This is a genomic window from Mesorhizobium sp. CNPSo 4684 (assembly GCF_057784315.1).
Map to the genome: position 1 here is coordinate 1 of NZ_JBWLUX010000018.1, position 23,491 is coordinate 23,491.

General features: G+C 63.0%; 31 protein-coding genes and 1 riboswitch. Of the genes, 20 read left to right on the forward strand and 11 right to left on the reverse strand.

The features are described 5' to 3' along the window. A partial coding sequence (locus AC04SG_RS18100; RefSeq protein WP_488552143.1) for a hypothetical protein occupies window positions 1–377 on the forward strand: 377 nt, incomplete at its 5' end. Window positions 378–551: 174 nt separating this feature from the next. Here the strand turns inward: AC04SG_RS18100 and AC04SG_RS18105 are convergent. From AC04SG_RS18105 to AC04SG_RS18115, 3 genes are all read right to left on the reverse strand, one after another. Next, complete coding sequence (locus AC04SG_RS18105; RefSeq protein WP_488552144.1) at window positions 552–1,199, reverse strand: response regulator; 648 nt, start codon at window positions 1,197–1,199, stop codon at window positions 552–554. Further along, on the reverse strand, window positions 1,196–2,500 hold the full coding sequence (locus tag AC04SG_RS18110; RefSeq protein WP_488552257.1) for a sensor histidine kinase: 1,305 nt from the start codon (window positions 2,498–2,500) through the stop codon (window positions 1,196–1,198). Before AC04SG_RS18110 ends, AC04SG_RS18105 begins: the two co-directional genes overlap by 4 nt. Before the next feature lie 292 nt (window positions 2,501–2,792). Then, window positions 2,793–3,476: a response regulator gene (locus AC04SG_RS18115; RefSeq protein ID WP_488552145.1), complete on the reverse strand. Its 684-nt coding sequence runs from the start codon at window positions 3,474–3,476 to the stop codon at window positions 2,793–2,795. Between the two features lie 521 nt (window positions 3,477–3,997). Between AC04SG_RS18115 and AC04SG_RS18120 the strand changes: the two genes are divergently transcribed. From AC04SG_RS18120 to AC04SG_RS18135, 4 genes are all read left to right on the forward strand, one after another. Further along, window positions 3,998–5,290 carry a cadherin-like domain-containing protein gene (locus AC04SG_RS18120; protein ID WP_488552146.1) on the forward strand — a complete coding sequence of 431 codons (1,293 nt, stop codon included), beginning with the start codon at window positions 3,998–4,000 and terminating at the stop codon, window positions 5,288–5,290. A gap of 320 nt (window positions 5,291–5,610) precedes the next feature. Continuing rightward, the gene (locus tag AC04SG_RS18125; protein ID WP_488552147.1) at window positions 5,611–7,344 is read left to right on the forward strand and encodes a type I secretion system permease/ATPase; all 1,734 of its coding nucleotides are present in this window, start codon (window positions 5,611–5,613) and stop codon (window positions 7,342–7,344) included. A gap of 11 nt (window positions 7,345–7,355) precedes the next feature. After that, on the forward strand, window positions 7,356–8,651 hold the full coding sequence (locus AC04SG_RS18130) for an HlyD family type I secretion periplasmic adaptor subunit (RefSeq protein ID WP_488552148.1): 1,296 nt from the start codon (window positions 7,356–7,358) through the stop codon (window positions 8,649–8,651). Between the two features lie 95 nt (window positions 8,652–8,746). After that, window positions 8,747–9,016, forward strand: a complete 270-nt coding sequence (locus AC04SG_RS18135) for an excalibur calcium-binding domain-containing protein (RefSeq protein ID WP_488552149.1) — start codon at window positions 8,747–8,749, stop codon at window positions 9,014–9,016. Between the two features lie 3 nt (window positions 9,017–9,019). Here the strand turns inward: AC04SG_RS18135 and dinB are convergent, their stop codons facing one another. After that, entirely contained in the window at window positions 9,020–10,261 is a 1,242-nt protein-coding gene (gene dinB, locus AC04SG_RS18140) for a DNA polymerase IV (RefSeq protein ID WP_488552150.1), read from the reverse strand. A gap of 228 nt (window positions 10,262–10,489) precedes the next feature. Between dinB and AC04SG_RS18145 the strand changes: the two genes are divergently transcribed. The 4 genes from AC04SG_RS18145 (at window position 10,490) to AC04SG_RS18160 (ending at window position 13,024) form a co-directional block, all read left to right on the forward strand. Continuing rightward, window positions 10,490–10,693, forward strand: coding sequence for a hypothetical protein (locus AC04SG_RS18145; RefSeq protein WP_488552151.1), 204 nt, complete (start codon window positions 10,490–10,492; stop codon window positions 10,691–10,693). Between the two features lie 478 nt (window positions 10,694–11,171). Beyond that, window positions 11,172–11,933, forward strand: a complete 762-nt coding sequence (locus AC04SG_RS18150; RefSeq protein WP_488552152.1) for a hypothetical protein — start codon at window positions 11,172–11,174, stop codon at window positions 11,931–11,933. A gap of 192 nt (window positions 11,934–12,125) precedes the next feature. Continuing rightward, window positions 12,126–12,533, forward strand: coding sequence for a hypothetical protein (locus AC04SG_RS18155; RefSeq protein ID WP_488552153.1), 408 nt, complete (start codon window positions 12,126–12,128; stop codon window positions 12,531–12,533). A gap of 269 nt (window positions 12,534–12,802) precedes the next feature. Next, on the forward strand, window positions 12,803–13,024 hold the full coding sequence (locus AC04SG_RS18160) for a hypothetical protein (protein WP_192248759.1): 222 nt from the start codon (window positions 12,803–12,805) through the stop codon (window positions 13,022–13,024). A 43-nt stretch (window positions 13,025–13,067) separates the two neighbouring features. Here AC04SG_RS18160 and AC04SG_RS18165 read toward each other — a convergent pair whose 3' ends face one another. The 3 genes from AC04SG_RS18165 to AC04SG_RS18175 form a co-directional block, all read right to left on the reverse strand. Continuing rightward, window positions 13,068–13,217 carry a hypothetical protein gene (locus tag AC04SG_RS18165; RefSeq protein WP_142870100.1) on the reverse strand — a complete coding sequence of 50 codons (150 nt, stop codon included), beginning with the start codon at window positions 13,215–13,217 and terminating at the stop codon, window positions 13,068–13,070. Window positions 13,218–13,318: 101 nt separating this feature from the next. Then, window positions 13,319–13,603: a PRC-barrel domain containing protein gene (locus tag AC04SG_RS18170; RefSeq protein ID WP_488552154.1), complete on the reverse strand. Its 285-nt coding sequence runs from the start codon at window positions 13,601–13,603 to the stop codon at window positions 13,319–13,321. Between the two features lie 98 nt (window positions 13,604–13,701). Next, complete coding sequence (locus AC04SG_RS18175) at window positions 13,702–13,974, reverse strand: hypothetical protein (protein ID WP_488552155.1); 273 nt, start codon at window positions 13,972–13,974, stop codon at window positions 13,702–13,704. Between the two features lie 182 nt (window positions 13,975–14,156). Between AC04SG_RS18175 and AC04SG_RS18180 the strand changes: the two genes are divergently transcribed. Beyond that, on the forward strand, window positions 14,157–14,456 hold the full coding sequence (locus AC04SG_RS18180) for a hypothetical protein (RefSeq protein ID WP_488552156.1): 300 nt from the start codon (window positions 14,157–14,159) through the stop codon (window positions 14,454–14,456). On the opposite strand, the gene AC04SG_RS18185 is transcribed toward AC04SG_RS18180, so the two are convergent. After that, window positions 14,416–14,781 (reverse strand): DUF982 domain-containing protein, encoded by a 366-nt coding sequence (locus AC04SG_RS18185; protein ID WP_488552157.1) that lies wholly within the window; start codon window positions 14,779–14,781, stop codon window positions 14,416–14,418. The genes AC04SG_RS18180 and AC04SG_RS18185 overlap by 41 nt on opposite strands. 211 nt (window positions 14,782–14,992) lie before the next feature. On the opposite strand from AC04SG_RS18185, the gene AC04SG_RS18190 reads away from it, so the two are divergent. The 3 genes from AC04SG_RS18190 (at window position 14,993) to AC04SG_RS18200 (ending at window position 15,943) form a co-directional block, all read left to right on the forward strand. Continuing rightward, window positions 14,993–15,322, forward strand: a complete 330-nt coding sequence (locus AC04SG_RS18190; protein ID WP_488552158.1) for a DUF1236 domain-containing protein — start codon at window positions 14,993–14,995, stop codon at window positions 15,320–15,322. Between the two features lie 84 nt (window positions 15,323–15,406). After that, window positions 15,407–15,610, forward strand: coding sequence for a hypothetical protein (locus AC04SG_RS18195; protein ID WP_488552159.1), 204 nt, complete (start codon window positions 15,407–15,409; stop codon window positions 15,608–15,610). Between the two features lie 93 nt (window positions 15,611–15,703). After that, on the forward strand, window positions 15,704–15,943 hold the full coding sequence (locus tag AC04SG_RS18200) for a DUF2934 domain-containing protein (protein WP_488552160.1): 240 nt from the start codon (window positions 15,704–15,706) through the stop codon (window positions 15,941–15,943). Between the two features lie 129 nt (window positions 15,944–16,072). Here AC04SG_RS18200 and AC04SG_RS18205 read toward each other — a convergent pair whose 3' ends face one another. After that, entirely contained in the window at window positions 16,073–16,438 is a 366-nt protein-coding gene (locus tag AC04SG_RS18205) for a hypothetical protein (protein WP_192248771.1), read from the reverse strand. Window positions 16,439–16,623: 185 nt separating this feature from the next. Next, window positions 16,624–16,736: riboswitch (TPP riboswitch) on the forward strand. Between AC04SG_RS18205 and AC04SG_RS18210 the strand changes: the two genes are divergently transcribed. The 4 genes from AC04SG_RS18210 to AC04SG_RS18225 all read left to right on the forward strand — a co-directional run bounded on the left by AC04SG_RS18210 (window position 16,727) and on the right by AC04SG_RS18225 (window position 20,213). Next, the gene (locus AC04SG_RS18210) at window positions 16,727–17,335 is read left to right on the forward strand and encodes a YkoF family thiamine/hydroxymethylpyrimidine-binding protein (protein ID WP_488552161.1); all 609 of its coding nucleotides are present in this window, start codon (window positions 16,727–16,729) and stop codon (window positions 17,333–17,335) included. It overlaps the preceding riboswitch by 10 nt. A gap of 255 nt (window positions 17,336–17,590) precedes the next feature. After that, on the forward strand, window positions 17,591–18,424 hold the full coding sequence (locus AC04SG_RS18215; protein ID WP_488552258.1) for an ABC transporter permease: 834 nt from the start codon (window positions 17,591–17,593) through the stop codon (window positions 18,422–18,424). After that, window positions 18,421–19,212, forward strand: coding sequence for an ABC transporter ATP-binding protein (locus AC04SG_RS18220; protein ID WP_488552162.1), 792 nt, complete (start codon window positions 18,421–18,423; stop codon window positions 19,210–19,212). The genes AC04SG_RS18215 and AC04SG_RS18220 overlap by 4 nt, the downstream gene beginning before the upstream one ends. Then, window positions 19,209–20,213: an ABC transporter substrate-binding protein gene (locus tag AC04SG_RS18225; protein WP_488552163.1), complete on the forward strand. Its 1,005-nt coding sequence runs from the start codon at window positions 19,209–19,211 to the stop codon at window positions 20,211–20,213. Before AC04SG_RS18220 ends, AC04SG_RS18225 begins: the two co-directional genes overlap by 4 nt. A gap of 217 nt (window positions 20,214–20,430) precedes the next feature. Here AC04SG_RS18225 and AC04SG_RS18230 read toward each other — a convergent pair whose 3' ends face one another. Next, on the reverse strand, window positions 20,431–21,093 hold the full coding sequence (locus tag AC04SG_RS18230) for a LexA family transcriptional regulator (RefSeq protein ID WP_352560757.1): 663 nt from the start codon (window positions 21,091–21,093) through the stop codon (window positions 20,431–20,433). A gap of 80 nt (window positions 21,094–21,173) precedes the next feature. Between AC04SG_RS18230 and AC04SG_RS18235 the strand changes: the two genes are divergently transcribed. The 3 genes from AC04SG_RS18235 to AC04SG_RS18245 all read left to right on the forward strand — a co-directional run bounded on the left by AC04SG_RS18235 (window position 21,174) and on the right by AC04SG_RS18245 (window position 23,064). After that, entirely contained in the window at window positions 21,174–21,542 is a 369-nt protein-coding gene (locus AC04SG_RS18235) for a hypothetical protein (RefSeq protein WP_488552164.1), read from the forward strand. A gap of 82 nt (window positions 21,543–21,624) precedes the next feature. Then, on the forward strand, window positions 21,625–22,317 hold the full coding sequence (locus AC04SG_RS18240) for a GcrA cell cycle regulator (RefSeq protein ID WP_488552165.1): 693 nt from the start codon (window positions 21,625–21,627) through the stop codon (window positions 22,315–22,317). A gap of 147 nt (window positions 22,318–22,464) precedes the next feature. Then, the gene (locus AC04SG_RS18245; protein ID WP_488552166.1) at window positions 22,465–23,064 is read left to right on the forward strand and encodes a DUF6456 domain-containing protein; all 600 of its coding nucleotides are present in this window, start codon (window positions 22,465–22,467) and stop codon (window positions 23,062–23,064) included. Between the two features lie 72 nt (window positions 23,065–23,136). Here the strand turns inward: AC04SG_RS18245 and AC04SG_RS18250 are convergent, their stop codons facing one another. Then, window positions 23,137–23,451 (reverse strand): hypothetical protein, encoded by a 315-nt coding sequence (locus AC04SG_RS18250; RefSeq protein WP_488552167.1) that lies wholly within the window; start codon window positions 23,449–23,451, stop codon window positions 23,137–23,139. Window positions 23,452–23,491 lie beyond the last annotated feature (40 nt).

Genomic DNA, 23,491 nt, shown 5'->3' on the forward strand with positions numbered 1-23,491 from the left:
CGTTCCTTCATGCCGTTGGGATGGGTGACCGTGATGCCGGTGGCGTCGACCTCGACCTGGTCGCCGGTTGCAGAATTCACATGGCTGGCCTTGCCGGCGCCGGCAACAGTGGCGGCAACGGCAACAGCAGTGGAAACGGTAACAGCAACAGCGGCGGTAACGGCAAGGGCAATTCCGGCGCCGGCAAGGCCAGCCATGTGAATTCTGCAACCGGCGACCAGGTCGAGGTCGACGCCACCGGCATCACGGTCACCCATCCCAACGGCATGAAGGAACGGATCCAAAATGGTTGGTTCACGATGAAGGATGCACTCGACCGCACCATTATCGAGCGGGCGGCGACCCCCGCCGATGTGGCACGTTTGAAAAGTTTGTGAGGCTAGAGCAATTCCAGGAAAAGTGTGAGCGGTTTTCCCTAGGGAATTGCGTAAAAACAAAGAGATAGAGCGGTTCGCCGTTTCCGTGAAACGGTGAAGCGCTCTAGCCGCTTTCGCGCGGATGTGTTTTGCCTCAGTGCCTGGCGCGGATGGGCGTCGTCCGTGCGCCGCGCGTCAACCCGCGCGCTCCCGCGCCTCGCGCATCAGCAGCGCCGCCTCGGTGCGGTTGCGGACATTGAGCTTGGCCAGAACCCGCGTCATGTGATGCTTGACCGTCTTCTCCTGCAGCGAAAGCCGTGCGGCGACTTCCTTGTTGCTCAAGCCTTCCGCCACCAGGCGCAGAATATCGGTCTCGCGGCCGGTGAGCTGCTGGAGGGGTTCGGCCTTGCGGTTCGCCGGCTGCAACAGGTCCGACAGAAGCCGGGCCGACAGTGTCGGCGAGACATAGCTTTCGCCAGCCGCGACATTGCTGAGGATTTCAGCCAGCGCCTTCGAACCGACGCCTTTCAGCACATAGCCGCGCGCGCCGGCATTGAGCGCCTGGGCAACGTCGGCATTGGCTTCCGACACGGTCAGCATGACGATTTTCTGGCCGGGGTGCCCGCTCATGATGCTTGCCGCGGCGGCGAGCCCGCCGCCCGGCATGCTGATGTCGAGCAGCACGATGTCGGGCCGCATGGTCGCGACCAGCCTTTCGGCATCCTCGGCGCTGGCGCCTTCGCCGACCACTTCGAAACCACCGATCTCGCCGAGGCTGCGCGCTACGCCCTCGCGAAACAACGGATGGTCGTCGACAATGGCAATGCGGATGGCTTGGGTCACGATTGCTCCTCAATGGACAATGTTATCACCAGTCGTGTGCCTTGTGGGCCAGATACCGTTTCAAACTGGCCGCCGATGCTCTCGATACGCTCCCTGAGACCGGCAAGCCCAAGGCCCTCGCTTCTTGCCGGGTCGAATCCGGGACCGCCGTCGAGGACCTCGACGAACAGCTTGTCGCCTTTCATTGCCGCTTTCACCGCCTGATCCCTGCCTTTTCCGTGGCGATAGGCGTTGTTCAAGCCTTCCTGGACAAAACGATAGATGCTGATCTTCTCGGAAGGGCCGGGTTCGCGCAAGCGCTTTGGCAGCGTCAGCGAAACCGAGGTTCCGGTCCGCCGTTGGTGTTCGGCGACCGCCAGCCGCAATATGTCGAGCACCGCCGCCGTCTCGATCTGCGGCAGGACGAGACCGTTGCAGATGCCGCGTATCTCGTGGATCGCTTCATCAAGCGTTTTGTGAATGTCGGCGATCTCGGCTTCGCGCAGCGCGGTGGGGGCGCCGGGATCAAGCAAGATCGGGCTGTCCATCCTGAGTGCCGCCAGCGCCACGAGCTGGGCCGGCCCGTCGTGAAGATCGGCGCCGATGCGCCTGAGATAGCGTTCGTTGAGCGCGGTGGCGCGGCGCGAGGCGTGCTGCACGCGCTCGCGCAGCAATGAGTTCTGCGACAGCAGCGCCCGCAATTCGGCGATCTTGGCCTCGAGTGCCTCCCGCTGGGTTTGGATCGTGCGGCTGCCGCGAAAGACGATGCCCGACAGCAGCGCCAGTGCTGCCGCGGTGGCGCCGGCCACGACCAGCCAGCTTTGCCACAAAGCGACGGTCAGCGTCGACTCGAAGCCGTCGGCAACCTCGTAGAACTCCGAAACGGCGACGACTTCGCCCGACCAGGGTTCGCGTACCGGATTGTAGATTTCCAGCAACGGTCCAGCCTCAGTCTTTTTCTCGTGTTGGCTCTCGGCATCATCGTCGAGGTCGTTGTACTCGGCCACGACATTGCCGCTGAAGGCGGCGACCAGGTTGGCGTTGGGCTCGAACACCTTGCCGATCAGCGTCGTATCCTTGGCGTAGAGGATCGTGCCGTCGCGCCGCCACAGCTTGAACGACGCCAGCCGCTTGCCGAGTGCACCCTGGTCGAGCGTCTCGTCGAGCGCCCGCTTGACGGTATCGTCGAGCTCGCGGCTTTTGCGCATGTCTGGCAATAGCGGCGCGATCACGCTGTCGACATAGAGCGCCGTGGTCGCGGCGGAATTGCGCATGACGCCTTGCCGGATTTGCGAGGTCACCCACAGGCCGACCACCAGCATCACCACCAGCAGCCCGATACCGCCGGCAATGAGGAACTGCAGGGCCAGCGACAATCTGCCCCAACGCTGCAAGAACTCTCCCAGGAAAACCCCCCGCAATCGCACGATCCACCCTTCCCGCCCGTGCCCTGTTATAGAGGCCCCGCAGCGTTTGCGACATTGCCTGTGCCAGATTTTGGCCTGTGCGAGATTCTGGCCGCTGCGGTTCGGCATCGGCAGCACCGCAGCACCGGGGATCTTACAGGGCCGGCGAAGCCGGACAGGCAGGCTGTCGCACACATCTGAACGAGTTTCATTGCCGGGTTGTCGGGGCGTCGTGCGAGATTTGACCGGCCACCAGCTGAAAAAGCTCGCCTCGCGAGGAGACCTGCAATTTGCGGTAGATATTGTTCATGTGGATTTTCAGCGTGCCTTTCGAAATGCGGAGATCGAGCGCGATCTGCCCGTTCGGCCTGTTGGCGGCGGCGAGCCGGGCGATTTCCATCTCGCGGATGGTCAGCAGCGACGAAAGCTTCTGCCACCTGATCCGCCGGGAAGCCTCGCTTTCGAAAGCGTCACCGACGATCTCGGCGGGAAACCAGCGTTCGCCCGCGGCCACCTGATGGATACATTTGGCCAGCGTCTCGACCGTGGCTTCCTTGAACACGACACCGGCGACGCCCGCCATCACGGCGTCATAAAGCTCGGCGTTGGAAGCCGTTGCTGTCAGAAGCACGCAGCGCGTGGCGAGCCCCAGCCTGGCGAGTTCCGCGGCGATTTCGGGCCCGCTCAGCCCCGGCATGCGCAAGTCGAGCACCGCGACGTCCGGCAGCTCCTGCCGGATCATCGCCAGCGCGCTCTTGCCGTCGAGCGCCGATCCGACGACCAGGAAGTCGGCATCGCGGGCAATCAGGTCGGCCAACCCGTGCAGCAGCAGCGGATGGTCATCGGCGATGAACACCGTGGTGACCATATTCAGCCTGCCGAAAGCTGCCACGCGTGTCGAGTCATGACGTCTCCTCCCTGCGCTCCCAAACGCCGGAAGCGGATATGGCAACCGCGCTTGGTATGGAACGGAGCCATACTGACAGAGGCAGCGCGATTGTGCAAAACATTACCAGCTAAATAGTTAACCGCAGCGCGGGGATCATAGCAAGGTTGGTAGCGGCGGACTGAAAAAAGGCGTTAGACAGACGCATCAATTCTGCCTTTCATCTTCATGAAAGGGGCGGAATGACCAAACGAAATTCGTTGTGTTTGGAAAATTTATCAATTCAAGAAAACAATTCGATCCGGATCACAATGCTATATTTTAACTAAGAGGATTTTTGCTGTCGTTAATTTTACGAAAGCGCCTATAACCAAGGTTATATGGACAGGTTCATCACGGAAATGCAAGAATTCGTTAACAAAGGGTGAAGGGCGGCAACATTCCTTTGTGGGCAGAAAATTGGGGCGCGCCTCAGGGCGCAAAGGGCGCGTTTGTGTGTAAGCGCGCCATGTTGGGGAGTGAAAAAAATGGCAACCTATGAGTGGGATTTCGGCAGCGTGGCCGAAGGGCTACAATTCAAAGTCGTCTATGACTCGGTCGCGGGAACATTTACGACCACGGTTCTTTTCGGGTCGATGAATGTGAACGCGCTCTATTGGTCGGACGGCAATACCGTCGATTCTGCGTTGACCGGTTTGACTGGCTTTACCGGCGCCAAGTCGGAGAGCAGCTTGAATATGAACGGCACCGGCGAGGTCTGGGACGGTGGACTGAAGATCTCGGATGCAGGGCTGGGCAAGGTACCACCGAGCAGCTACATCACCGCCGATCCCAACGATCTTTATGGTTCGTCTTTCTCGATCGCCGCGCCGAGTGACTTCGATCCGACGACATTCGGCACTCTTGGTGTCCGCGCCACAAGCACGACGAGTGCCGGTGGCAGCATCAAATGGATTGACGAAACACCGGATACCCCGCCCACCAATCATCCGCCGGTTGCCGTCGACGACGATCCGGCGTGCGGCACCGAGCACACGCCTGTCACCGGCAACGTCCTTGCCAACGACAGCGATCTTGACGGCGACGCCCTGGCCGTTACGGCTGTGAATGGCGTGGCTCTTTCCACGCTGATCCCGGACGGGGACGGCTGGTACACGATCGTCCTCGCGCACGGCACGCTGATGATACAGACCGACGGCGACTTCCAGTATCAATACACTGGCGCCGATATTCCCGTGGGCGGACATGCCGATCCTGTCGATACGTTCAGCTACGCTATCTCCGACGGCAAGGGTGGCACTGATAGCGCCGATGTCGATCTCTGCATCTACGCCGATGCCGGTTCGCCCGGATATTGGTCGCAGCACGACGGAAGCGGTCCGCAAGCCAATGACTGGGACATTGCCCAGGATACGTCGTTCGAAACCTACTTCACCGTCAATGGCCCGTATGCGGGGGGGCAATGGGACGTTAGTCCTCCTGTCAACGGCAGCGGTGCTTTGGTCAATGACTTTACGTTCCACGACGCTCTTTCGCTCCCCAACGGCGACGGCGGCCAGAACCTGCTGGCGAAGGAGGCGGTCAACGCGGTTCTCAATCTTCTCGACGAAGATACAAACCCCGGCTTCATGGCGGCGTACATCTATCAACGTGAGCATCACGCGTCGGCTGACCCCGACGCTGCGAACAACCTGACCGGGCTCACGGCCGACCAAATCAAGGCCGATCTGATAGCGCAGGTGCAGGATGCGTACAGCGGGGCTCCGGACGCCTATTCCATAGCCGAGCTTACCGACCTTCTCATCCACACGCACGAATAACATAGCAAACTCAAGGGCCGTGCTTTGCGCGGCCCTTGACTGCAGCAAATATGTTCAAACCAATGCGCATTATGGTCAAGTTGCTTGGCATGGGTCTCGCGGCCTGCGCCTTCTTGTTCGCCGGTGCGATTCCGGTTCCAGCCAATTTGACGGGTTCGGTCGGGATGCTTATCGCATCGGCCGCGATCCTTCTCGGCATCGTGTTCCGGTTTGTCGATAGCAACCACCTCCGCACCGCGAAAAACCCAGCCCCTGCTGCCGTTGCGGGTCGCGCCTCTCGCAAGCGAGCAGGTGCTTCGCCCCCGCGTGCGGAGCTTGCCGTGGCGCTACGCTCCTGCCGTTCGGCCTTTGTTGCCATCGCGCTTTTCAGCGGCGTGATCAACATCCTGATGCTCTCAGGCTCAATCTACATGCTGGAAGTTTACGATCGGGTGTTGCCGAGCCGCAGCCTGCCGACCCTATTGGGCCTAAGCGTCCTCCTCGTCATTCTTTACGGCGGCCAGGGCCTGCTCGATTTCATTCGCGGTCGCATCCTCGTGCGGATCGGCGGCGCTCTCGACGAGTCCCTTGGCCCCCGCATCTATGCCAGCGTTCTCAGGCTGCCGTTGAAGATCGGTCATGCAGGTGACGGCAATCAGCCGCTCCGCGATCTCGATAACGTTCGCGGATTCCTCTCCGGCGCTGGCCCGACAGCCCTGTTCGATCTGCCGTGGATACCGCTTTACTTGATCGTCATCTTTGCCTTCCACGTCGTTCTCGGCGCGGTCGCCCTGCTGGGCGCCACGGTCTTGGTGTTGCTGACCATCGTTGCCGGACGCCTGACACGCGATCCGGTCCGCTCTGCAACCAGGATCGGCGTGGCCCGCAACGGCCTTGCCGATGCGGGCTACCGCAATGCAGAGGTCATCGCGGCCATGGGCATGGAGCGCGCACTTGCGGAAAAATGGCAGGATGCCAACCTCGATTATCTCGCAGAGCAGCGCAGGGTGAGCGACATTGCCGGCGGCTTTGGCGCGATGTCCAAGGTGCTGCGCATGCTCCTGCAGTCGGCAATGCTCGGCATCGGTGCCTGGCTGGTGATCGAGCAGCAGGCGACGGCCGGCATCATGATCACGGCCTCGATCCTCAGCGGCAGGGCGCTGGCCCCGGTCGATCTGGCCATCGGCAACTGGAAGGGTTTCGTATCGGCGCGCCAGGGCTGGCAACGCCTGAACAAGATCCTGATGCTGTTGCCCGCCCAGGCCGAGCGCATGCCACTGCCGCAACCCAACGCCCATGTCACGATGTTGAATGTCAGTGTTGCCGCACCCGGCACGCAGCGGCTCCTGGTGCAGGAGGCGAGCTTTGGCCTCGAAGCGGGCCACGCCGTCGGCATCATTGGATCGAGCGGCTCGGGCAAGTCCTCGCTGGTTCGTGCACTCGCGGGCGTTTGGCAACCTGTTGTTGGACGCGTCAAGCTCGATGGCGCCGACCTCGACCAGTGGTCTCCGCAGGATCGCGGCCGCTTCATCGGTTATCTGCCGCAGGATGTGGAGCTGTTTGCCGGCACGGTCGCCGAGAACATCGCGCGTTTCGAGCCCGATGCCGATCCCGCATCGATCATTGCCGCGGCCAATGCCGCCGGCGCGCATGATCTCATCGTCGGTTTCCGTGACGGTTACGAAACCCAGATCGGCGAGCTCGGCGAAGCCGTGTCGGCCGGCCAGCGCCAGCGCATCGCGCTGGCCCGCGCGCTCTATCGCGATCCTTTCCTGGTGGTGCTCGATGAGCCGAATTCAAACCTCGATGCCGAGGGTGAGAAGGCGCTGCTACAGGCGATCATGGGGGTGCGGGAGCGCGGCGGCATCGTCGTGCTGGTGGCGCACCGGCCGAGCGCGCTCGCCACGGTCGATTTCATCCTCGCCATGAACCAGGGCCGCGTCCAGGCTTTCGGCCTCAAGGAAGACGTTTTGGCCAAGCTGTTCCCGCGGCCGCAGCCAACGGTGGTCGCCGTGCCGCGTCTCAGGCTCGCCACCGAAGAGCCGACGCCCGGAACGGTGGCCGCAGGCGAATGAAGGCAGGTACGATGCTGAGCTCCTCCCACCAATCCATTCGACGCTATATGCGTTTCGGCGTCGTCGCGGTCGCGCTGCTGGTGGGCGGTGTCGGCGGCTGGGCATCGCTGACCCGCATTTCCGGAGCGGTCATCGCCACCGGGGTCCTCGTCGTCGATTCCCACGTCAAGGACGTGCAGCATTCGACCGGAGGCATCGTCGGCGAGATCGCCGTGCGCGACGGCGACCGCGTCAAGCGCGGTGCGCTGCTCGTGCGCCTCGATCCCACCATGCCGGCAGCCAACCTTGCCGTGGTGACCAAGGCGCTCGACCAGTTGTCGGCACGCGAGGCGCGCCTCGAAGCCGAGCGCCAGGGCGTCGACGCCATCGCCTTTCCAAAGGACCTGCTCGATCGCCGCGATGATCCGGCGATCGCCGAGATCATGGCCGGCGAGCTACAGGTTTTCGAGACAAGGCGTGCGGGCCGTTCCGGCCAGAAGAGCCAGTTGCAGGAGCGCATCCTCCAGCTGCAGAAGGAGATCGTGGGGAACACGGGCCAGGCAGAGGCCAAGTCGAAAGAAATCACGCTCGTCGAGGAGGAATTGGCCAGCATACGGGAGCTGTGGAAAAAGCGGCTGATTTCCATCGACCGCCTGACGGCCCTGGAGCGCGAGTCGGCACGGCTCGACGGCGAGCGCAGCCAGCTGATCGCGGCTCAGGCGCAGGCCCAGGGCAAGATTGCCGAGATCAATTTGCAGATCCTCCAGATCGATCTCGAACTCGGCACCGAGGTCAACAAGGATTTGCGCGAGATCGACGCCAAAGTCGGCGAACTGACGGAGCGCAAGATCGCCGCCGAGGACCAGCTCAGACGCATCGACATCCGAGCGCCGCAGGACGGCGTCGTGCAGCAGTCCATCGCCCACACGATCGGCGGCGTCATCACCCCTGGCCAGACGATCATGCAGATCGTGCCCGACAGCGACAGCCTGACCGTCGAGGCCAGAATCGCGCCAAGCGACATCGACCAGCTATGGATCGGCCAGCCGGCCGCACTGCGCTTCTCGGCCTTCAACCAGCGCACCACGCCGCAGATCAACGGCACGGTCGAGCGCACCTCGCCGGACACGACCACCGACCAGCGCACCGGCATCAGCTACTACACCGTGCGCATCGCGACCACGAGCGCGGAAGTGGCTCGCCTTGGCGAGATCAAGCTGGTTCCGGGCATGCCGGTCGAATCCTTCATCAAGACCGCCGACCGGACCGTGATTTCCTACCTCGTCAAGCCGCTGCAAGACCAGATCAACCGCGCCTTCAGGGAGTGAGGCCAAAGGGCGTGCCAAGGATGATGCTCCTGCCGTTCCTGCGTTGGCCAATGCATCGCCGCCACGGCAGGTCGGGCAGGTTGAGATGGCTGGCCATGCTGGCCCCGTTCATCCTATTGTTCGGCTACATCGTTTCCGGCTTCCTGGGCGTTCGGTTCGACTCGCCCTGGGCCGTGCTCAGGCACCTTGCGGCATTTCCGAACTGTAGCGTTGCCCGTGCCGTCGGCCTGGCCCCTGCGCATTTGGGAGAACCGGGCTACTGGCCGACGCACGACGCCGACCATGACGGCATAGGTTGCGAGCCCTGGAATGGGAGAAATGCAAGCGGCGTCATGGTGCATCGCTATTGGCGCACCGGCCGATAGTTTTCACAGCTCCTTTTCCGCCAGTTCGCGGAAGGCGTCGGGGACCGAGCGCCGGGCTTCCAGCGCCACCGCGCCATAGCCGACCGCCTCTCTGCCAAAGCGCTGGCGGATCTTGTCGATGGCACGGTCGGCGCCAAAGCGCGCCAGGCCCTTTTTGCTGCCGGGCCGCTGCTTCTCGTCATCGAGGCCGAGCGGCAGCTCGAGCTGCAGCTCGGCATTTTCTTCCAACTGCGACACCGAAATCGCCAGCAGCGAGATGGTCTTTTCCCGAGGGTTGGCGGCCAGCACGCCGCGCACCAGCTCCTCGGCGATTTCGGCCAGCATCGCGGTCGCCGAAATCGGCTGATCGAGCGTCACCGAGCGCGTGACCGCGTGCAGATCGGCGAAACGCACCCGCACCGTCACCGTGCGGCCGGGCCGCGATTTTGCCCTGAGCCGGCTGGCGACCCGGTCTGCCAGATGCAGAAGAACAGGTCCGAACACATGGGCCTCGGCCGGCCGCTTGCCGAGCGCCGATTGCGCGCCGGCCGAATGCGCCCGCCGGTGCGTCTCGAGTTTTCGCGGATCTCGGTTCCACGCCAGCGATGCCAGCTTCTCGCCGGCGGCGGGGCCGAGCAGCCGGCGCAACGCGCCGCTGTGGGTCTTGGCCAACTGGCCGATGGTCTCGATGCCGATCTCGGCCAGCCGCGCTTTGGTCGCCGGGCCGACGCCCCACATCAACCCGACCGGCAGGTCGTGCAGGAAGGCGAGCTCCGTTGCCGGTTCGACCACCACCACCCCGTCGGGTTTCGCCACTTGCGAGGCGATCTTGGCCAGGTGCTTGGTGCGCGCCACGCCGATCGATATCGGCAGGCCGAGTTCGGCCAATACACGCCGCCGCACCCTGGCGGCGATCTCGGCCGGCGACCCGAACAGATGCGTGCAGCCGGCGACATCGGCAAAGGCCTCGTCGATCGAGATGCGCTCGACCAGCGGCGTGAAATCGTCGAGCACTTTGATCGCGGCGTCGCCCAGCCTCTGGTACTCGCCGAAATTTCCGCCGACAAAGATCAACTGCGGGCAAAGCTCCCGCGCGCGCCGTCCCGGCATCCCGCCGCGGACGCCAAAAACCCTGGCCTCGTAGGATGCGGCCAGCACCACACCACCGCCAACGGCAATCGGCTTGCCCCTGAGCGACGGGTCAAGCAGCTGCTCGACCGAGGCATAGAAGGCATCGAGATCCGCATGCAGGATGGTGGGTTCCATCCCGGCCGTTCCTTTGGGCGTTGCAGCATTAGCCGCGTCTGTTGCTAGGGTGGTTTTGACGAACAAATAGAGAACAAACGGGGTCCGCTGTCAAGCGAGGCGCTTACCTCCGGTGAATTCGCTGGAGAACCGGCCGTCGATGGAGCCGCCTTGTCAGGGGCCGGGGGAACATTGTGTCTCGCCGCCGCGTTCATGGTCTCGTTGGGACATTGTTTCGTGGAGGCTGGTATGGGCCAGTTCGAGATGATCGACCTCGTCAGCGTCGTTGACGCCTGCACGAGCGATCGCGTTGCCGGACACTGCGTGTCGATGGCCAAGGCGGTGGAAGAATTGCGGGTGCTGACTGGCGATTTCGTGTCGCCGGACGAGGCGGTGGCCAATGCCCTGTCTGCGGTGGCGCTGAGGCGCGGCTGCGCCGTGCTGTTCCGATGAACAACCGGGCGCCGATATCCTGCTGATGCCATAGGGCCCAATGCCGCAAGCGCCTGAAAGGCGATGCCTTCGGGGCGACAATCGACCATCACCGATGCTCCGAACGCGTGGGTGCCGGCCCTCAATCCATCCGCGTCGAAAGCAGGCTCTGCAGGTGCTCGCTCATGTCGAATCCGTATTCGACACCTGTTCGGCAAATCACGCGACGGTCTTGGTTGCGACCTAAGTATCGCAGCAATTAGGCCTAAGGTCTGATCAGTATAGGGCGTCAGTCGCGCAAAGGGCCGATCCGCTCGGCGGTGTTCATATTTATCTTTATATATCAATTATTTACAAGATCTTGTCCAACCTTTTGCCGGTCGATTATCGCGTATCGCAACCACATTTATCTAAAGTTTACTCCATCGAATTAGCAAATTCTCATATGGCGCTGCTATAGCGAGTCGGCGGAGGTGGGCTATTCCCCCGAGGAGGTATTATGACATCCCGAAAAACCCTTTTGGCGGCGCTTGCCGCGTTTGCGCTCCTGGCCTCTCCGGCCCTGGCTGGTGCTGGTGGTAACGGTGGTGGCCACGGCCATGGTGGTGGCAACGGCGGCGGTAACGGCAATGGCGGCGGCAACGGCAATAGCGGCAGCGGCAAATCCGGCAACAGCGCTTCGCATGGCAAATCGGCATCGGCTCATGCCGGCAAGAAGGCCTCGACCGACGACCAGGCTGTCGATGACGTCGAAGTCGCCGCGACGCCCAAGGAAAAGAACATCCACGCCAAGCTTGGCCGGCTGAACTCGCTGCAACGCAACATCAACGCCTATATGAACTCCAAGAGCAAGAAGTTCGCCGGCGTGCAGGCTTATGTGACGGCGTCGGCAGTTGCCAAGAACGCCCAAGCCGCGGTTGACGAGGCAAATGCTGCGGTGACGGAAGCCCAGAACGCGGTGGCCGCCCAGCAGGCGGCCTTCGATGCGGCGCATGTGGATACGCCTCCAACGCCCGAGGAGCAGGCGGCCCAGGACGCAACGATGGCGGATCTGGAGGCCGCGGTCACGGATGCTGAAGCGGCGGCTGCCGCGGCGCAGACGGCTGCCGATACGGCTACCGCCAACATCCCATCGCTCGATGACGCACTCGCCGATATGGCCAACAAGCCGGTCGACCCCGAGGTCACCGACTGGGCCAACGGCGTGCTTGCCGACAAGATCGACCAGATGGCCGCCAAGCTGGCTCCGGCAACGCCGTAAGCCGATCGCGGCTGAAACGGCCCAATAGAACGACCATGCCGCCGGGTTCGCCCCGGCGGCTTTTTGACGGGCCGAGGGAACTGCCGGTCCCTGGGGGAAAAGCGTTACTAATCCAAAGGACGGTATGGAAAATCTTCACTCCTAAGTGTAGCCTTCGCGATGCTGGGGTAAACGGCATCGGGGGAGAACGACATGCCTAAGGTTTCAGAGCTCTTTTTCAAAACCGCCATCGTGTTCCTCATATTGGGAATTGCGGCCGGCCTGCAGATGGCCATCTCAGGCGATCACAGCGCCTTCCCGGCGCATGCGCATATCAACCTGCTGGGCTGGGTGACGAGCGCCATCTTCGGCGGTTATTACGCGCTCAATCCGCAAAAGGCGGCGCGCCGCATCGCCATGATCCACTACTGGCTCTATACGGCTGGCGTGGTGATCATGCTGCCGGCGCTCTACGTGATGTTGCAGGGAAACCCGGCGATTGAGCCTGTCGTTGCCGGCGGCTCGCTCATCGTCGCCGCTGCCGTTCTGATCTTTGCTTTCGTGGTTTTCTCACCCGAAACGGCACGTTCGGCCGTAGCCGTACCGTCGGCTTCTCGCTGACTGTCCGCGCAAGGTGATTGAAGTCTGACCCGCGTTGCGAATAGCGAGGCGGGTTGATTTGGCCTAATGGCCGCAGTCAGCGGTTGCGGCGCGTGCCGCCGCTTCGGCTGCCGGCCCCTCCCGTATTATTTAGTGACCATTTGGCGCTGGAACCTTCCCTGGTACCGCGCGTTGCCGCGACTGTATTCGTGCTGCCTTATAAATAGGCAGCACGAATACAGCTAAGCGGGCAAGGGGCAAAACAGGGTTGGGGGAGGAGCACGACCACCATGTCGAAAAGAGAAATCGGAACGTCCGCCTCACTGGGCCGACGCGTTGCCGATCTGAAGGCCAGGATGCGAAACGCCAGGATTACCGAATACGAGATGCAGGCCTTCCAGAAGGTCGCTGCCATCATGGGGGGTAGCGAAGGGTCCCTACGCATCGATGCCGACGACCTGATCGCGGCGTCCTTCGTCACCGAGGCGCTGGGCGATTCCGCATCGAATTGAAGGGTCCGGTCGGGCAACCGTCGGCACTCAAGCGGGATCGATCTCAATGGCGCTTGAAATACTGGACTTCGCGTTCGTGTTTTTCGGCCGCCTCGCGGCTGTCGAAGGTGCCGAGGTTGCGTCGTCGTCCGGTCTTTTCATCGACCTTGCGCGAATAGAGGCGGTATTTTCCTGATTTGAGTTTTCTGATCATCGGTCTCTCTCCCTGATCACCAGAGCGCCGCTGAAGCCAAACCGCCAGCACCTGGCGTGCCGAACGAAGGGCCCGGCGGCAGCCGGACCCTTCGAAAAATATCAGTCGCGATGCTCCGGCATCGCCTTGAGCTGGTCCTTGGTCCAACTGGTGACGGCGTGGACGTCGCCATCCTCGTCGCGCATGAAATCCAGCTGGTTGGTGGTGACCGCCACCGGCTTGGCGCCGATGCCAAGAAAGCCGCCGACGTCGATGACGACCTGACTGCCATGCAGATGATCGACAGAACCGATCTTCTCATCGTCAGGGCCATAGATGGTCGCGCCTTCGAGTATGTCAGGCGTCAGTTCCGTGCTGGCAAGTCGTGTGTGATGGGTGTGATCCATGACCGGTCTCCTCTGGGGTTGGACAATTTCCTAACCAGCGAACAGACGAAGAGTTCCGGTAAAACGCCACGGAAGTCCGGCGCAGACTGCTTCGAGCCTCACACTTCGTCGAAAGGACCACCGCGCCGCGCGGGGTCGCGACCAATGGCGGCTTCCTCGGCATCGTCAGGCAAGGCATCGTCACTATCCTGATAGGGGTTGTCGTCGTCTTCCTCGGGCAGGTCGCCTTCCTTCTCGACACCGGTGGTGTCCGGCAGGCTTTCTTCATCTGCGCCGTCGGGCAGGATCCTTGCGCCACGCAACGCATCCCAGTCCTGCTGGCGCGGCGTCGGGGTTTCCACTTCGTCGCTTGGTTTTCTACGCGGGTCCATAATTTCCTCCCTGGTCAGTGCTTGCATCGAGTAGGTGGAACTCGGCGCCGGCAAGCAGGTTCCCGAAACCGGTCCACCTTGCTTGGAACCACTTAGGAACCACGTGGGGGAACCACTTGGGGAACCAATTGCCGCTGGGCTGCATTTGCCAAAAGAACACGATTCCAGACGGAGACCGGACAATGAAGATTTTTGTTTTCTTGCCGTGCGCGCTGCTGGCACTTGCCGGGCCTGCCGCCGCGCAAGACGACGGCGAGGGTGCTCCTCCCGTGCCTTGCCAGGCGCAGCCCCAGGATGGCGGCCAGCAACCGCCTCCCGCCGATGCCGGCAATGGCAATTCGACCGCCGATCTTGGTTCTTGCGGCGGCGTGCTGCGGCCGCCGCCCAGCGGTGACCAGGGCATGACGCAGCCGCCGCCGGACGAGGGCAAAACACCGGTGATCAAGCCCGGCGAGGTGCCTGTGCAGCCACCGAAGCAATGATCCCGCTTGAGGTCTCTACAGTGTGGACCGGGGGCCAGCCAGTTCCAGCCTTGGCCAGGCGCAGCGCCGTCACCGGATCAATGCCGGTCCAGGCAATGCCGGCCGTCTCCGTAAAGGCTGTGAAAGCCCGCAGCGCCTGGTCCTTGGTCACGTGTCCAGCCCTGGCCATTTCGCAGGCCCTCAGCGCCGTTTCGTAAATCTTGCCGTTCCTGGCGTGCGGCCATTCCTGAAGGAAATTCTGCATCTCGGCCAGCGTCGTGATGTCGCGTCGGAACCCGGCGCCGACGGCAATTGCCACGGGATTTTGCAGCCGCATATCGTCCATTTTGAAAGTCTCCTGAGGATCATCCTCCAATGCGAATCATGCCCGTGCGGTTCCAGCCGCAATGGCGGATGGGACCGATCAATTAGTCTCCACTTACGGAACTAGACCGTACCCGAGGCGTTTGCCTCCTGGAGCCCGCCAATTTGATCCGTGATGTTTTCGCCTCGTGCGGGAGCTCGGCGGAGCTCGCCAACAACGATAGGAGACGAAGATGAAAACCGTCCTTATTCCAGCAGTCGCCGGGCTCGCCATGATCGCAGGTCTCGGTGTTGCCGCGGGCGACGAGGTCATTGTCACGCAGCCGGCGCGGCAGCAGGTGATCATCACCCCCGAGCAGCGCACGGTCGTGCACCAATACGTTAAAAAACATCCGCTGGCCTCGGTCAGTCTTCTCGGCGTCGAGTTGAATGTCGGCTCAGCCTTGCCCGACACTGTCGAGCTGCAGGAGGTTCCTGACGTTCAGTATAGATACGCTGTTGTCGACAACCATACAGTGTTGGTCGATCCCAGCACCCGCAGGATCGTCGAGGTGGTCGAATAGGCCACCTGACCGAACCACCAATATGGCCTTGTCGTTCATCCCAATGAGGGGCGGCAGGGCCGAATGATGAAAGGAGCATCGCCCATGTTGCCGCATGTCCAGACAAACGTGGCGGCGTGTTGCGACAAGCTGTTGGCTGAGCGCAGCACCGCGCTGTTGTCGATGAAGGAAGCGATTGCGCTCTTGCGGGAGCGCACCGGCACGGATCGGTCGGATGCCGACCTCGCCGGGTTGATCACCAAGAAAGCGGCGCTGCTCGGCGTTGCGGTCGTTTCCGATCCGCATTGAAAGCAGCTCGTCACTCAAGACGCCGGCTCAAATTTCGGCTAATGTTTTCGTGGAATCTGGACCTAACCATCGGACCCAACCACGGAGGCTTAAGTGACGGACGACAGACAGGACCGCATTCGCCAGCGCGCACATGAGATTTGGGAACAGGCCGGCCGCCCAGAAGGCGCGCATCAGGAGCACTGGGAACAGGCCACGGCCGAAATAGATGGTGCGGCCGCCAAACCGAAGAAGACGGCGAAGAAGGCCGCTGCGAAGCCCGTCAAGGCCGCCGCCAAGCCCAAGGCTGCAAAGCCGGCCGCCGCAATGTCCGGCAAGGCCAAGTTGAAATAGGCAAGGGCAGAATTCGCCTGGGCGGCCCCGTTCTGGACGTCGCCGTTCGGCCCGCCAGGGTCTCTTAACCCGACGAATTGCGCCTCCACGGGGAGCGCAACGCATTGTGCATGAAGATCGCGTGATGCCCTATGCCTCCCAGGCATAACTCGACAGGGCAAAGCGGATACCGGCAGCTGTCATGACCAGTTCGCATTCGGTGATCTGGCGCAGGTGGCGCAGATAGCGCGCCACCGTCTGCGGCAGCCAGCCGGCGCAGGCTTCGACATAGGCGCGGCTGTGAACGAGCGTGCCGGTCGACAGCCTCTCGTCCTTCTCGGCAATCACTTTCAAATATTGCCGGATGAAACGAATATCGTCGGCGATGTCCTGGCTGGCCATTCGCCATGCTCCGGCAACGCGTTCGCGCTGGTCGAGCGACAAGGGCGGCAGCAGCGGCAGTGACAACAGCGGGCGGGAGAGGTCGGCGAAGGCGCCATGGTTCGCTGTGCTCACGGAATTCCCCTTGTTGAAAGGAAATATCGTACTTTATGTACGATATTTCGTCAAGGATGACGCGTACAATTTGAACGAATTCAAATGATGCGGATTTTCCTGAAGCCAAGAAACCTGGCCCAACACACTTCGCGATGACAGTCGAAAAATACTCTTCCCCAATGCCTCGAACAGTGCTTTAACCCGCCCATCCACAGGGGTGCTCCGTACGGTCGGGGCTGAGATGAGGGCGGCAAGCCTTCGGACCCTAAAGCTGATCTGGATAATACCAGCGGAGCGAGGCGGGCGATGTTTTCCGGTGCACAGATTTCCCTTTATCCCATGACCGACGATTTCGTCGGCGTCATCCTTGGCGCGCTCGGCGCGCTCGATCCCTGGCGCGACCGGCTGCGGATCGAGACCGACGACATCTCGACGCTTCTGGTCGGGCCGCCCGAGGTGTTGTTTCCAGCCATGCGCGACCTGTTCGTGGCGGCGGCCAAAGGCGGCAAGCACTGCGTGCTTTCGGCTGCGGTTTCGCGTGGCTGTCCAGGTGAGCCCGACGATCCGATCTGCCGCTCGCAGGAAATCGCCGGACCCGCCATTCCGCTGGAGGAGCGCAAGATCGCCGCGATCCGCGCCGTCCAGGCCACGCCATTGACCGACCAGCCGGTTGCGGCGCAGTTCTCGCTCGATGTGATGGGCACGGGCGACCATATGGACGAGATCTATGGCTGCGTCGATTTCCTGAAGCAGTCCGGCGTCTTTGAACGCTCGAAGAACTTCTGCACCAAACTGCGTGGCGATGCCGGCGCGGTGTTTGCGACGCTGGGTGAAGCCTTCTGCCGCTTCGGCCCCGGCGCCGGCCACGTCACCCTCGACATCACGATTTCGGCGAACAGCCCGAGCGCCGTCTGAGCCGCGGCTCAAGCGTCGTTCATCGAGGATATTGCCGTGGCTGTTTCGTTCAACCCATCGCGTGGGGGAGATGCCCCCGACCCCTCGGTACAAAGAGGAGGGGAGCCATTGGCGATTGGCGAAGACCGCGATGCAAGTGAATCTCCCCCCTTGAGGGGGAGATGGCCGGCAGGCCAGAGGGGGTTCCAGCGCGTGGAGCGCCGACGCTCTTTTCGCATCGGCAAGTCGTGGGCGCTCTATGGCCGGCGACCCCCTCTGTCGCCTTCGGCGACATCTCCCCCTCGAGGGGGGAGATCAGCCCCCGCCATCGCCAAGGCCATCCCCGCCGCCATCTCCTTCACCCTGCTCCTCGCGGCCTGGGAGATCTACGCCGGCTACGGTGGCGCAGCGCCCACCATGCTGCCGGCGCCGTCGCGCGTGTTGCTGCAGGCCTGGGAGAATCGCGCCGCCCTTGCCGAAAACACGCTGCCGACCATCCGCGCCACGCTTGCCGGCTTTGCCTGCTCGTTGGTGGCTGCTTTCCTGCTTTCGGCGCTGGTCGATTTTCTGGCCCCGCTGCGCCGCGCGCTCTTCCCGCTGCTGATCGTCAGCCAGACCTTGCCGCTGGTCGCCATCGCGCCGCTCATCGTGCTGTGGTTCGGCTTCGGGCTGATGCCGAAAATCCTGCTCGTCGCACTGGTCACTTTCTTCCCGATGATGGTGGCGTTGGTCGAAGGCTACGCTGCCACGAGCAAGGAGATTGCCCAGATGCTCGCCGCCATGGGGGCAGGGCGCTGGCGCATCTTCTGGCTGGCGCGGTTGCCTTCGGCGCTGCCCTATTTCTTCGCCGGTTTGAGGATCTCGATTACTTACGCCGTGGTCGGCGCGATCTTCGCTGAATATGCGGGGGCGGCGAAGGGATTGGGCATCTACATGCTCAACGCCAAGAACAATTTCCGCCCCGATCTGGTGCTCGCCGCGGTCGCCGTCAGCGCGGCGCTCACGCTTGCTTTGTTCGGCCTTGCGGTGCTCATCCAACGCCTCGCCATGCCCTGGGAAGATGCGGGGAGCGAGAGCCGCGACGGCAAGCCTTCGGGAGTGAGCCGATGACCCGGCTCGAACTCCGCGATATCAGCAAAAGCTTCGGCGCGCTGGAGGTGCTCGCGGGCATTTCGCTTCATGTCGCGGCCGGCGAGTTCGTGTCCATCCTCGGCCCCTCCGGCGCCGGCAAGTCGACGCTGTTTCAACTGCTCACCGGTGCGCTGAAAGGCGAGGGCGACATGCGCTTCGACGGTGCGCCACTCGATGACCATGGTCGCCATTTCGCCTTCATGCCGCAGCGCGACGCGCTGATGCCATGGCGGCGCGTCATCGACAATGTGACGCTGGGGCTCGAAGTGCAGGGCATGCCGCGACGGGCGGCACGCGAGCAAGTCGCGCCGCTGTTCGCCGAATTCGGCCTTGCCGGCTTCGAGCACGCCTGGCCGGCGGAACTCTCCGGCGGTATGCGTCAGCGCGCCGCGCTTTTGCGCACAGTGGTGCAGCAACGCGACATGCTGCTGCTCGACGAGCCCTTTGGCGCGCTGGATGCGCTGACACGCGCGGCCATGCAGCGCTGGCTGGAAGGCACGTGGCAGCGCCACCGCTGCTGGACGGCGCTGCTGATCACCCATGATGTGCGCGAAGCGGTGTACCTCTCGGACCGCATCTATCTCCTGTCGGCGCGGCCAGCCCGCATCATCAGCGAGATCGCCGTGCCGCTGCCGCGACCGCGCGCCGCCGGCAGCGATGCCGCGCGCCAGGCCGCTGTGCTCGAAGCCGAAATCCTCGACACGCTGCTCAATCCCGGGACTGACCCAGCCTCGCTCCCCCAGACCGCTCAAAGGAGATCATCATGACCGAATTCACCCGCCGGCAAGCGCTGCTTTTGACGCTGGCTGCCGGACTGCCGCTGGCCTCGCGCGCTCATGCGGCTGCGCAAAAAGTCACCGTCGCGCTCGACTGGACGGTCAACACCAACCATATCGGCCTGTTTGTGGCCCGCGACAAAGGCTTTTACGACGAGGCCGGGCTCGCCGTCGACATCCTGCCTTATGGCGATACCGGCGCCGGCACGCTGGTTGCCAACCGCATCGCCGATTTCGGCATTGCCGGCGTCGGCCTGTTCACCCAGCGTGCCGCCGGCGCCGACCTCAAGGCGGTCTACGCCGTGGTGCAGCAGGAGACCGGCCGGCTGGTCTTCAACGCGGATCGCAGCGAGATCAAGAGCCCGAAGAATCTCGACGGCCTGACCTATGGCGGCTTCGGCAGCGCCTGGGAAAACACGCTAATCTCGACCATCATCCGCCACGATGGCGGCAAGGGCAGTTTCGAGACGGTGACGCTCGGCACCTCGGCCTATGAGGCGCTGGCCAATGGTTCGGTCGATTTCACGCTGGAGGTCTCGACCTGGGAAGGCGTCGATGCCGAACTGAAAGGCATCAGGCAACGCGGCTTCCGCTACGCCGACTACGGCGTGCCTGACGAGCACACCACCGTCATCGCCTCCAGTGATGCCTATCTCCAGGCAAACCCGAAAGCGGTGTCGGCCTTCGTCGAGGCAACGCGGCGCGGCTATCAGTTTGCCGTCGATCATCCGCAAGAAGCCGGCGACCTGCTGATTGCGTCCAACAAGGACGCGCTGACCGACCCGGCGCTGATCCACGCCTCGCTGAAGATGCTGGTCGACGGGCACTTTTTGCGCAGCCAGGACGGCGTCATCGGCACCATCGACAAGGCCAAGGTCGAGGCGATGGGAACCTACCTCTTCAACGCCGGAATATTGCTCGATGGTGATGGCAAGGTGCTGAAGGAAAGGCCGGATTTTGGAGTGTATTTCAGCAATGAGTTTTTAGGGTAGGGGTTCGAACTGCTGATCTCCCCCCTTGCGGGGGAGATGCCCGGCAGGGCAGAGGGGGGTGTGAAGGATCGCCAGCCTCGTTGCGAAGACCCTCGACTCGGTCGGCGAAAGCGACGGTGATCTGCAGAGAGGCTGGCGGGACAGCACCCCCTCTGGCCTGCCGGCCATCTCCCCCGCAAGGAGGGAGATTAGCTGTATGGCCGCCGGCGCCATCCCCTCACATATCGATCATCGAGCGCTTCACCCGGCCGATGATGGTGATGGCGCCTTCGAGCGCTGGCGGCGGGATGTCCATGTAGGAGGCCGGCTGGAAGGGCGGGTTCTCGTTGGGGCGATAGCGCTTGTAGGTGGCCTGGCCGCTTTCGTCGGAAATGACGTAGCAGCCATTGGTCACCAGCCGCTTGTCGCGCAGGTTGACGAAGATGATCGAATCCGGCGGCGAGATCTTGTTCATCGACGGACCGTCGACGCGCAGCGCAATCCACTGGCCCTGCTCGAGATCGGTGGTGGGGATGGTCGGATAGTCGCTGAGATTGACCACCATGTCCTGGCTGCCGAGTTCGCCGGCGCTGATCCACGAGACGATGGGCACGTCGACCGTGGCCAGCGACGGCATCGGGATCTGCCGGCCCGCCTCGTCAAAGCCGAAATGGCCGCCCGCAAGGCTGCCGCCCTCACCGTTGAACAGCAGCCAGCCGGGGTCGACGCCGAACAGGCGACCGTATTTCTCCGCCGCCTTGCGCGACAGCGGCCGGTTGCCGTTCTCGTGGCTGATCAGCGTGTTCTTGTTGATGTCGCGCAATGCCCGCGCGGCGTCGCTCGGCGAGGCATAACCCGCCTCCGCCCGTGCCTGCTGCAATCTGTGCCTCGGTTCCTGCATCGTACAAATTGCCTGAAATTTATCGTCCAATACGTACGATTTCGCTTGCGTACGTTTCGTACATATCGTACGCTTAGCGCATGATCGAACAAACCGCAAGCGTTTCCGCAGGCATCGTCAGCTTTCTCCAATCGTCCGGGCCGTCCTCCTCCCCGGTCCGGACGCCAACCGGGGCTTTTGCCCCGGATCCGGTCGGCCTCCCCCTGTCGATCGGAACGGCCGGAGCCGCTCCTCTCCCGGCTCCGGCCACCTTTTTGCCCGATGGCGCCGCCGGTGCGCTAAGGGCTGCTTCCGGCGGGCAGGACATCTCCTGTATCCGCACGGAAGACGGCACTGTCATCCTGTTTGACCGGCTGACGGGGAGGGCGGTTTCCGCCCTCACCAAAGCGGCAGCGGAAGCTGCACTGCGGCATCTCGCAGGCTCCCTGCCGGCCGCCAGCACCGCCTGACAATACCAACCCGACGTTCTGAACCTTTGCCTTGGCCCCCAGGCCGAGCGCCTGCCTTTGCGCGCAAATCAATGGATCCGACATGACTGCCTATACCGAGACCGAATTGCAGGAGATTGCCGTCTGGCTCAGGGATGGCCTGTCGGCGGCCAGGATCGCCATCCGCTTCACGGCACTGCGCGGCAGCCCGGTCTCGCGCAACGCCATCATCGGCATCGTCCACCGCAACAGCGCGCTGAAGACCATCGGCTTTGCCAATCCCAAGGGCGGCCGGTCCGGCGGGGGACCGAGGAAGAATGCGGTAAGGGCGAGTGCGGCCAGCGAGAACACCGCGGGGAAGAATCCGCCGGTGCAGCCGAACAAGCCCGCAAGGAAGCCAGACGTTTCGAAGCAGGCAGCGCCAACCGCGCCGGTCGCCAAACCGGCCCGTCAGCCACCGGCCAAGCCACTGTCGCCGCCTCAGCCGGCACGCTCGATCCCGGGCGAGGGGCGACTGGTGGTCGACGGCGAAATCTACCGCTTCAAGATGCCGGCGCCGCGCCCCGCCGCCATCGGTCGCCAGCCGCATGTCGCCGCCATGCGCTTCATCGATTGCCTGTTCGACCGCTGCCGCGCGCCGCTCGACCTGACGCTGGAGGAAGACCCCGATAATGATGAGCCAGGCAGCCGGCCGGGACCGGACATGCTGTGCTGCGGCCTGCGCACAAGGGCGCTGAAAAGCTACTGCGCCTACCACCAGGCGCGCTTCAACCGGCCTGTGGTGGAGGTGGTGTAGGCACCAGTTTCGGCGAGGGCTGATCGCCAGGCATCGGCTCCGGTGCGCTGGCGAAGCGATGAGCAGTGACAGGTCGGCAGGACAGAGGGGGGCGCGAAGGAACGCCAACCTTTCCAGCTCAACAATCCACCCCACAAGGATCACCCAATGAGCAAAAAAACCGCGCAGAAAGCAAAGCCGCCAAAACTGCCCAAAGACGAAGCCGAGCAGGTGCGCATCCGCCGCGAGATCGGCCATGATTTCGCGCTGAAGGATGATCGCTTCGGCCGCAAGCGGCTCAGCGTCGGCACCGAAGAGGCGCGGCGCGTCTACGAGGTTTCCAATGGCGGTTACACCGCGACCGGTGGCGTCGTGCGGCTGCGCAATGTCGATCCGCTCGTCGGCATCACCTCGCTGACGCGCCAGCAGCGCGAGGCCGGCCAGCGCTTTCGCGATGATTTCGAGCGCGCCTCGCGCGAGGGGCTGAAGCCAATGCCGTGGGAAGAGCGCGTCGACGGCGGGCGCATAAATGGCGGCATTCCCGACCGCGTGCTCAACGCCGGCCGCGCCCATGCCGGCGCCAGTGCCGCATTGGTGCATTGGGAACTGGCCGACGCCGTGCGCCAGATCTGTCTGGAAGGCCAGTCGGTGAAGGCGCTTGCCGAGCGTACCGGCGAGGGACGCGATGTGGTGGTGAAGCTGCTGAAGGTCGGACTGGATCTGCTGGCGGTGCATTACGGGATGATGCTGATGCGCAAGCCGCGATAAGGCCGGCGGTCCGCGAAGAGGCAAAAGCGGCCGGCCGGCAGATGCCGGCCGAACCGGTTCACGCTACCAGGGTCACCGTTCGCAAACGCGAATTTCCTCAACGATCCTGTGATGATGGCGCCAATGCTTGACCAGCTCTATGTGGCAGCGGCGATGATGCCTGTGGTACCTGTGATACCTGTAGCTGTTATCGTAGGCGTCATACTGATAATAGGGGCGAGGAGCGTAGTAGCGATCGCCGTAATAGTCGCGATATCCGTCATTGTAATAATCGTCATAGTAGCCGTTACCGATGCCGATCACGACGCGCCCGCCGGCATTCGCCGGGGCAATCATCGCTGCCGCTGCGGAGATGGCGATAATCGAAGCAAGCAGGAGCTTTCTCATGGCTGCCTCCTGTTCAAGGTTGATCTAATATAACCCCCGG

Bases quoted from the DNA above. Each gene is read 5' to 3' on its own strand.
- AC04SG_RS18160 (WP_192248759.1), top strand. From the start codon at position 12,803: ATGTCGAAAAGAGAAATCGGAACGTCCGCCTCACTGGGCCGACGCGTT.
- AC04SG_RS18120 (WP_488552146.1), top strand. From the start codon at position 3,998: ATGGCAACCTATGAGTGGGATTTCGGCAGCGTGGCCGAAGGGCTACAA.
- AC04SG_RS18185 (WP_488552157.1), bottom strand. From the start codon at position 14,781: ATGGACGATATGCGGCTGCAAAATCCCGTGGCAATTGCCGTCGGCGCC.
- AC04SG_RS18155 (WP_488552153.1), top strand. From the start codon at position 12,126: ATGCCTAAGGTTTCAGAGCTCTTTTTCAAAACCGCCATCGTGTTCCTC.
- AC04SG_RS18135 (WP_488552149.1), top strand. From the start codon at position 8,747: ATGCTGGCCCCGTTCATCCTATTGTTCGGCTACATCGTTTCCGGCTTC.
- AC04SG_RS18235 (WP_488552164.1), top strand. From the start codon at position 21,174: ATGATCGAACAAACCGCAAGCGTTTCCGCAGGCATCGTCAGCTTTCTC.
- AC04SG_RS18220 (WP_488552162.1), top strand. From the start codon at position 18,421: ATGACCCGGCTCGAACTCCGCGATATCAGCAAAAGCTTCGGCGCGCTG.
- AC04SG_RS18165 (WP_142870100.1), bottom strand. From the start codon at position 13,217: ATGATCAGAAAACTCAAATCAGGAAAATACCGCCTCTATTCGCGCAAG.
- AC04SG_RS18230 (WP_352560757.1), bottom strand. From the start codon at position 21,093: ATGCAGGAACCGAGGCACAGATTGCAGCAGGCACGGGCGGAGGCGGGT.
- AC04SG_RS18130 (WP_488552148.1), top strand. From the start codon at position 7,356: ATGCTGAGCTCCTCCCACCAATCCATTCGACGCTATATGCGTTTCGGC.
- AC04SG_RS18150 (WP_488552152.1), top strand. From the start codon at position 11,172: ATGACATCCCGAAAAACCCTTTTGGCGGCGCTTGCCGCGTTTGCGCTC.
- AC04SG_RS18225 (WP_488552163.1), top strand. From the start codon at position 19,209: ATGACCGAATTCACCCGCCGGCAAGCGCTGCTTTTGACGCTGGCTGCC.
- AC04SG_RS18210 (WP_488552161.1), top strand. From the start codon at position 16,727: ATGTTTTCCGGTGCACAGATTTCCCTTTATCCCATGACCGACGATTTC.
- AC04SG_RS18250 (WP_488552167.1), bottom strand. From the start codon at position 23,451: ATGAGAAAGCTCCTGCTTGCTTCGATTATCGCCATCTCCGCAGCGGCA.
- AC04SG_RS18245 (WP_488552166.1), top strand. From the start codon at position 22,465: ATGAGCAAAAAAACCGCGCAGAAAGCAAAGCCGCCAAAACTGCCCAAA.
- AC04SG_RS18175 (WP_488552155.1), bottom strand. From the start codon at position 13,974: ATGGACCCGCGTAGAAAACCAAGCGACGAAGTGGAAACCCCGACGCCG.
- AC04SG_RS18240 (WP_488552165.1), top strand. From the start codon at position 21,625: ATGACTGCCTATACCGAGACCGAATTGCAGGAGATTGCCGTCTGGCTC.
- AC04SG_RS18180 (WP_488552156.1), top strand. From the start codon at position 14,157: ATGAAGATTTTTGTTTTCTTGCCGTGCGCGCTGCTGGCACTTGCCGGG.
- AC04SG_RS18195 (WP_488552159.1), top strand. From the start codon at position 15,407: ATGTTGCCGCATGTCCAGACAAACGTGGCGGCGTGTTGCGACAAGCTG.
- AC04SG_RS18190 (WP_488552158.1), top strand. From the start codon at position 14,993: ATGAAAACCGTCCTTATTCCAGCAGTCGCCGGGCTCGCCATGATCGCA.
- AC04SG_RS18145 (WP_488552151.1), top strand. From the start codon at position 10,490: ATGGGCCAGTTCGAGATGATCGACCTCGTCAGCGTCGTTGACGCCTGC.
- AC04SG_RS18170 (WP_488552154.1), bottom strand. From the start codon at position 13,603: ATGGATCACACCCATCACACACGACTTGCCAGCACGGAACTGACGCCT.
- dinB (WP_488552150.1), bottom strand. From the start codon at position 10,261: ATGGAACCCACCATCCTGCATGCGGATCTCGATGCCTTCTATGCCTCG.
- AC04SG_RS18110 (WP_488552257.1), bottom strand. From the start codon at position 2,500: ATGCTGGTGGTCGGCCTGTGGGTGACCTCGCAAATCCGGCAAGGCGTC.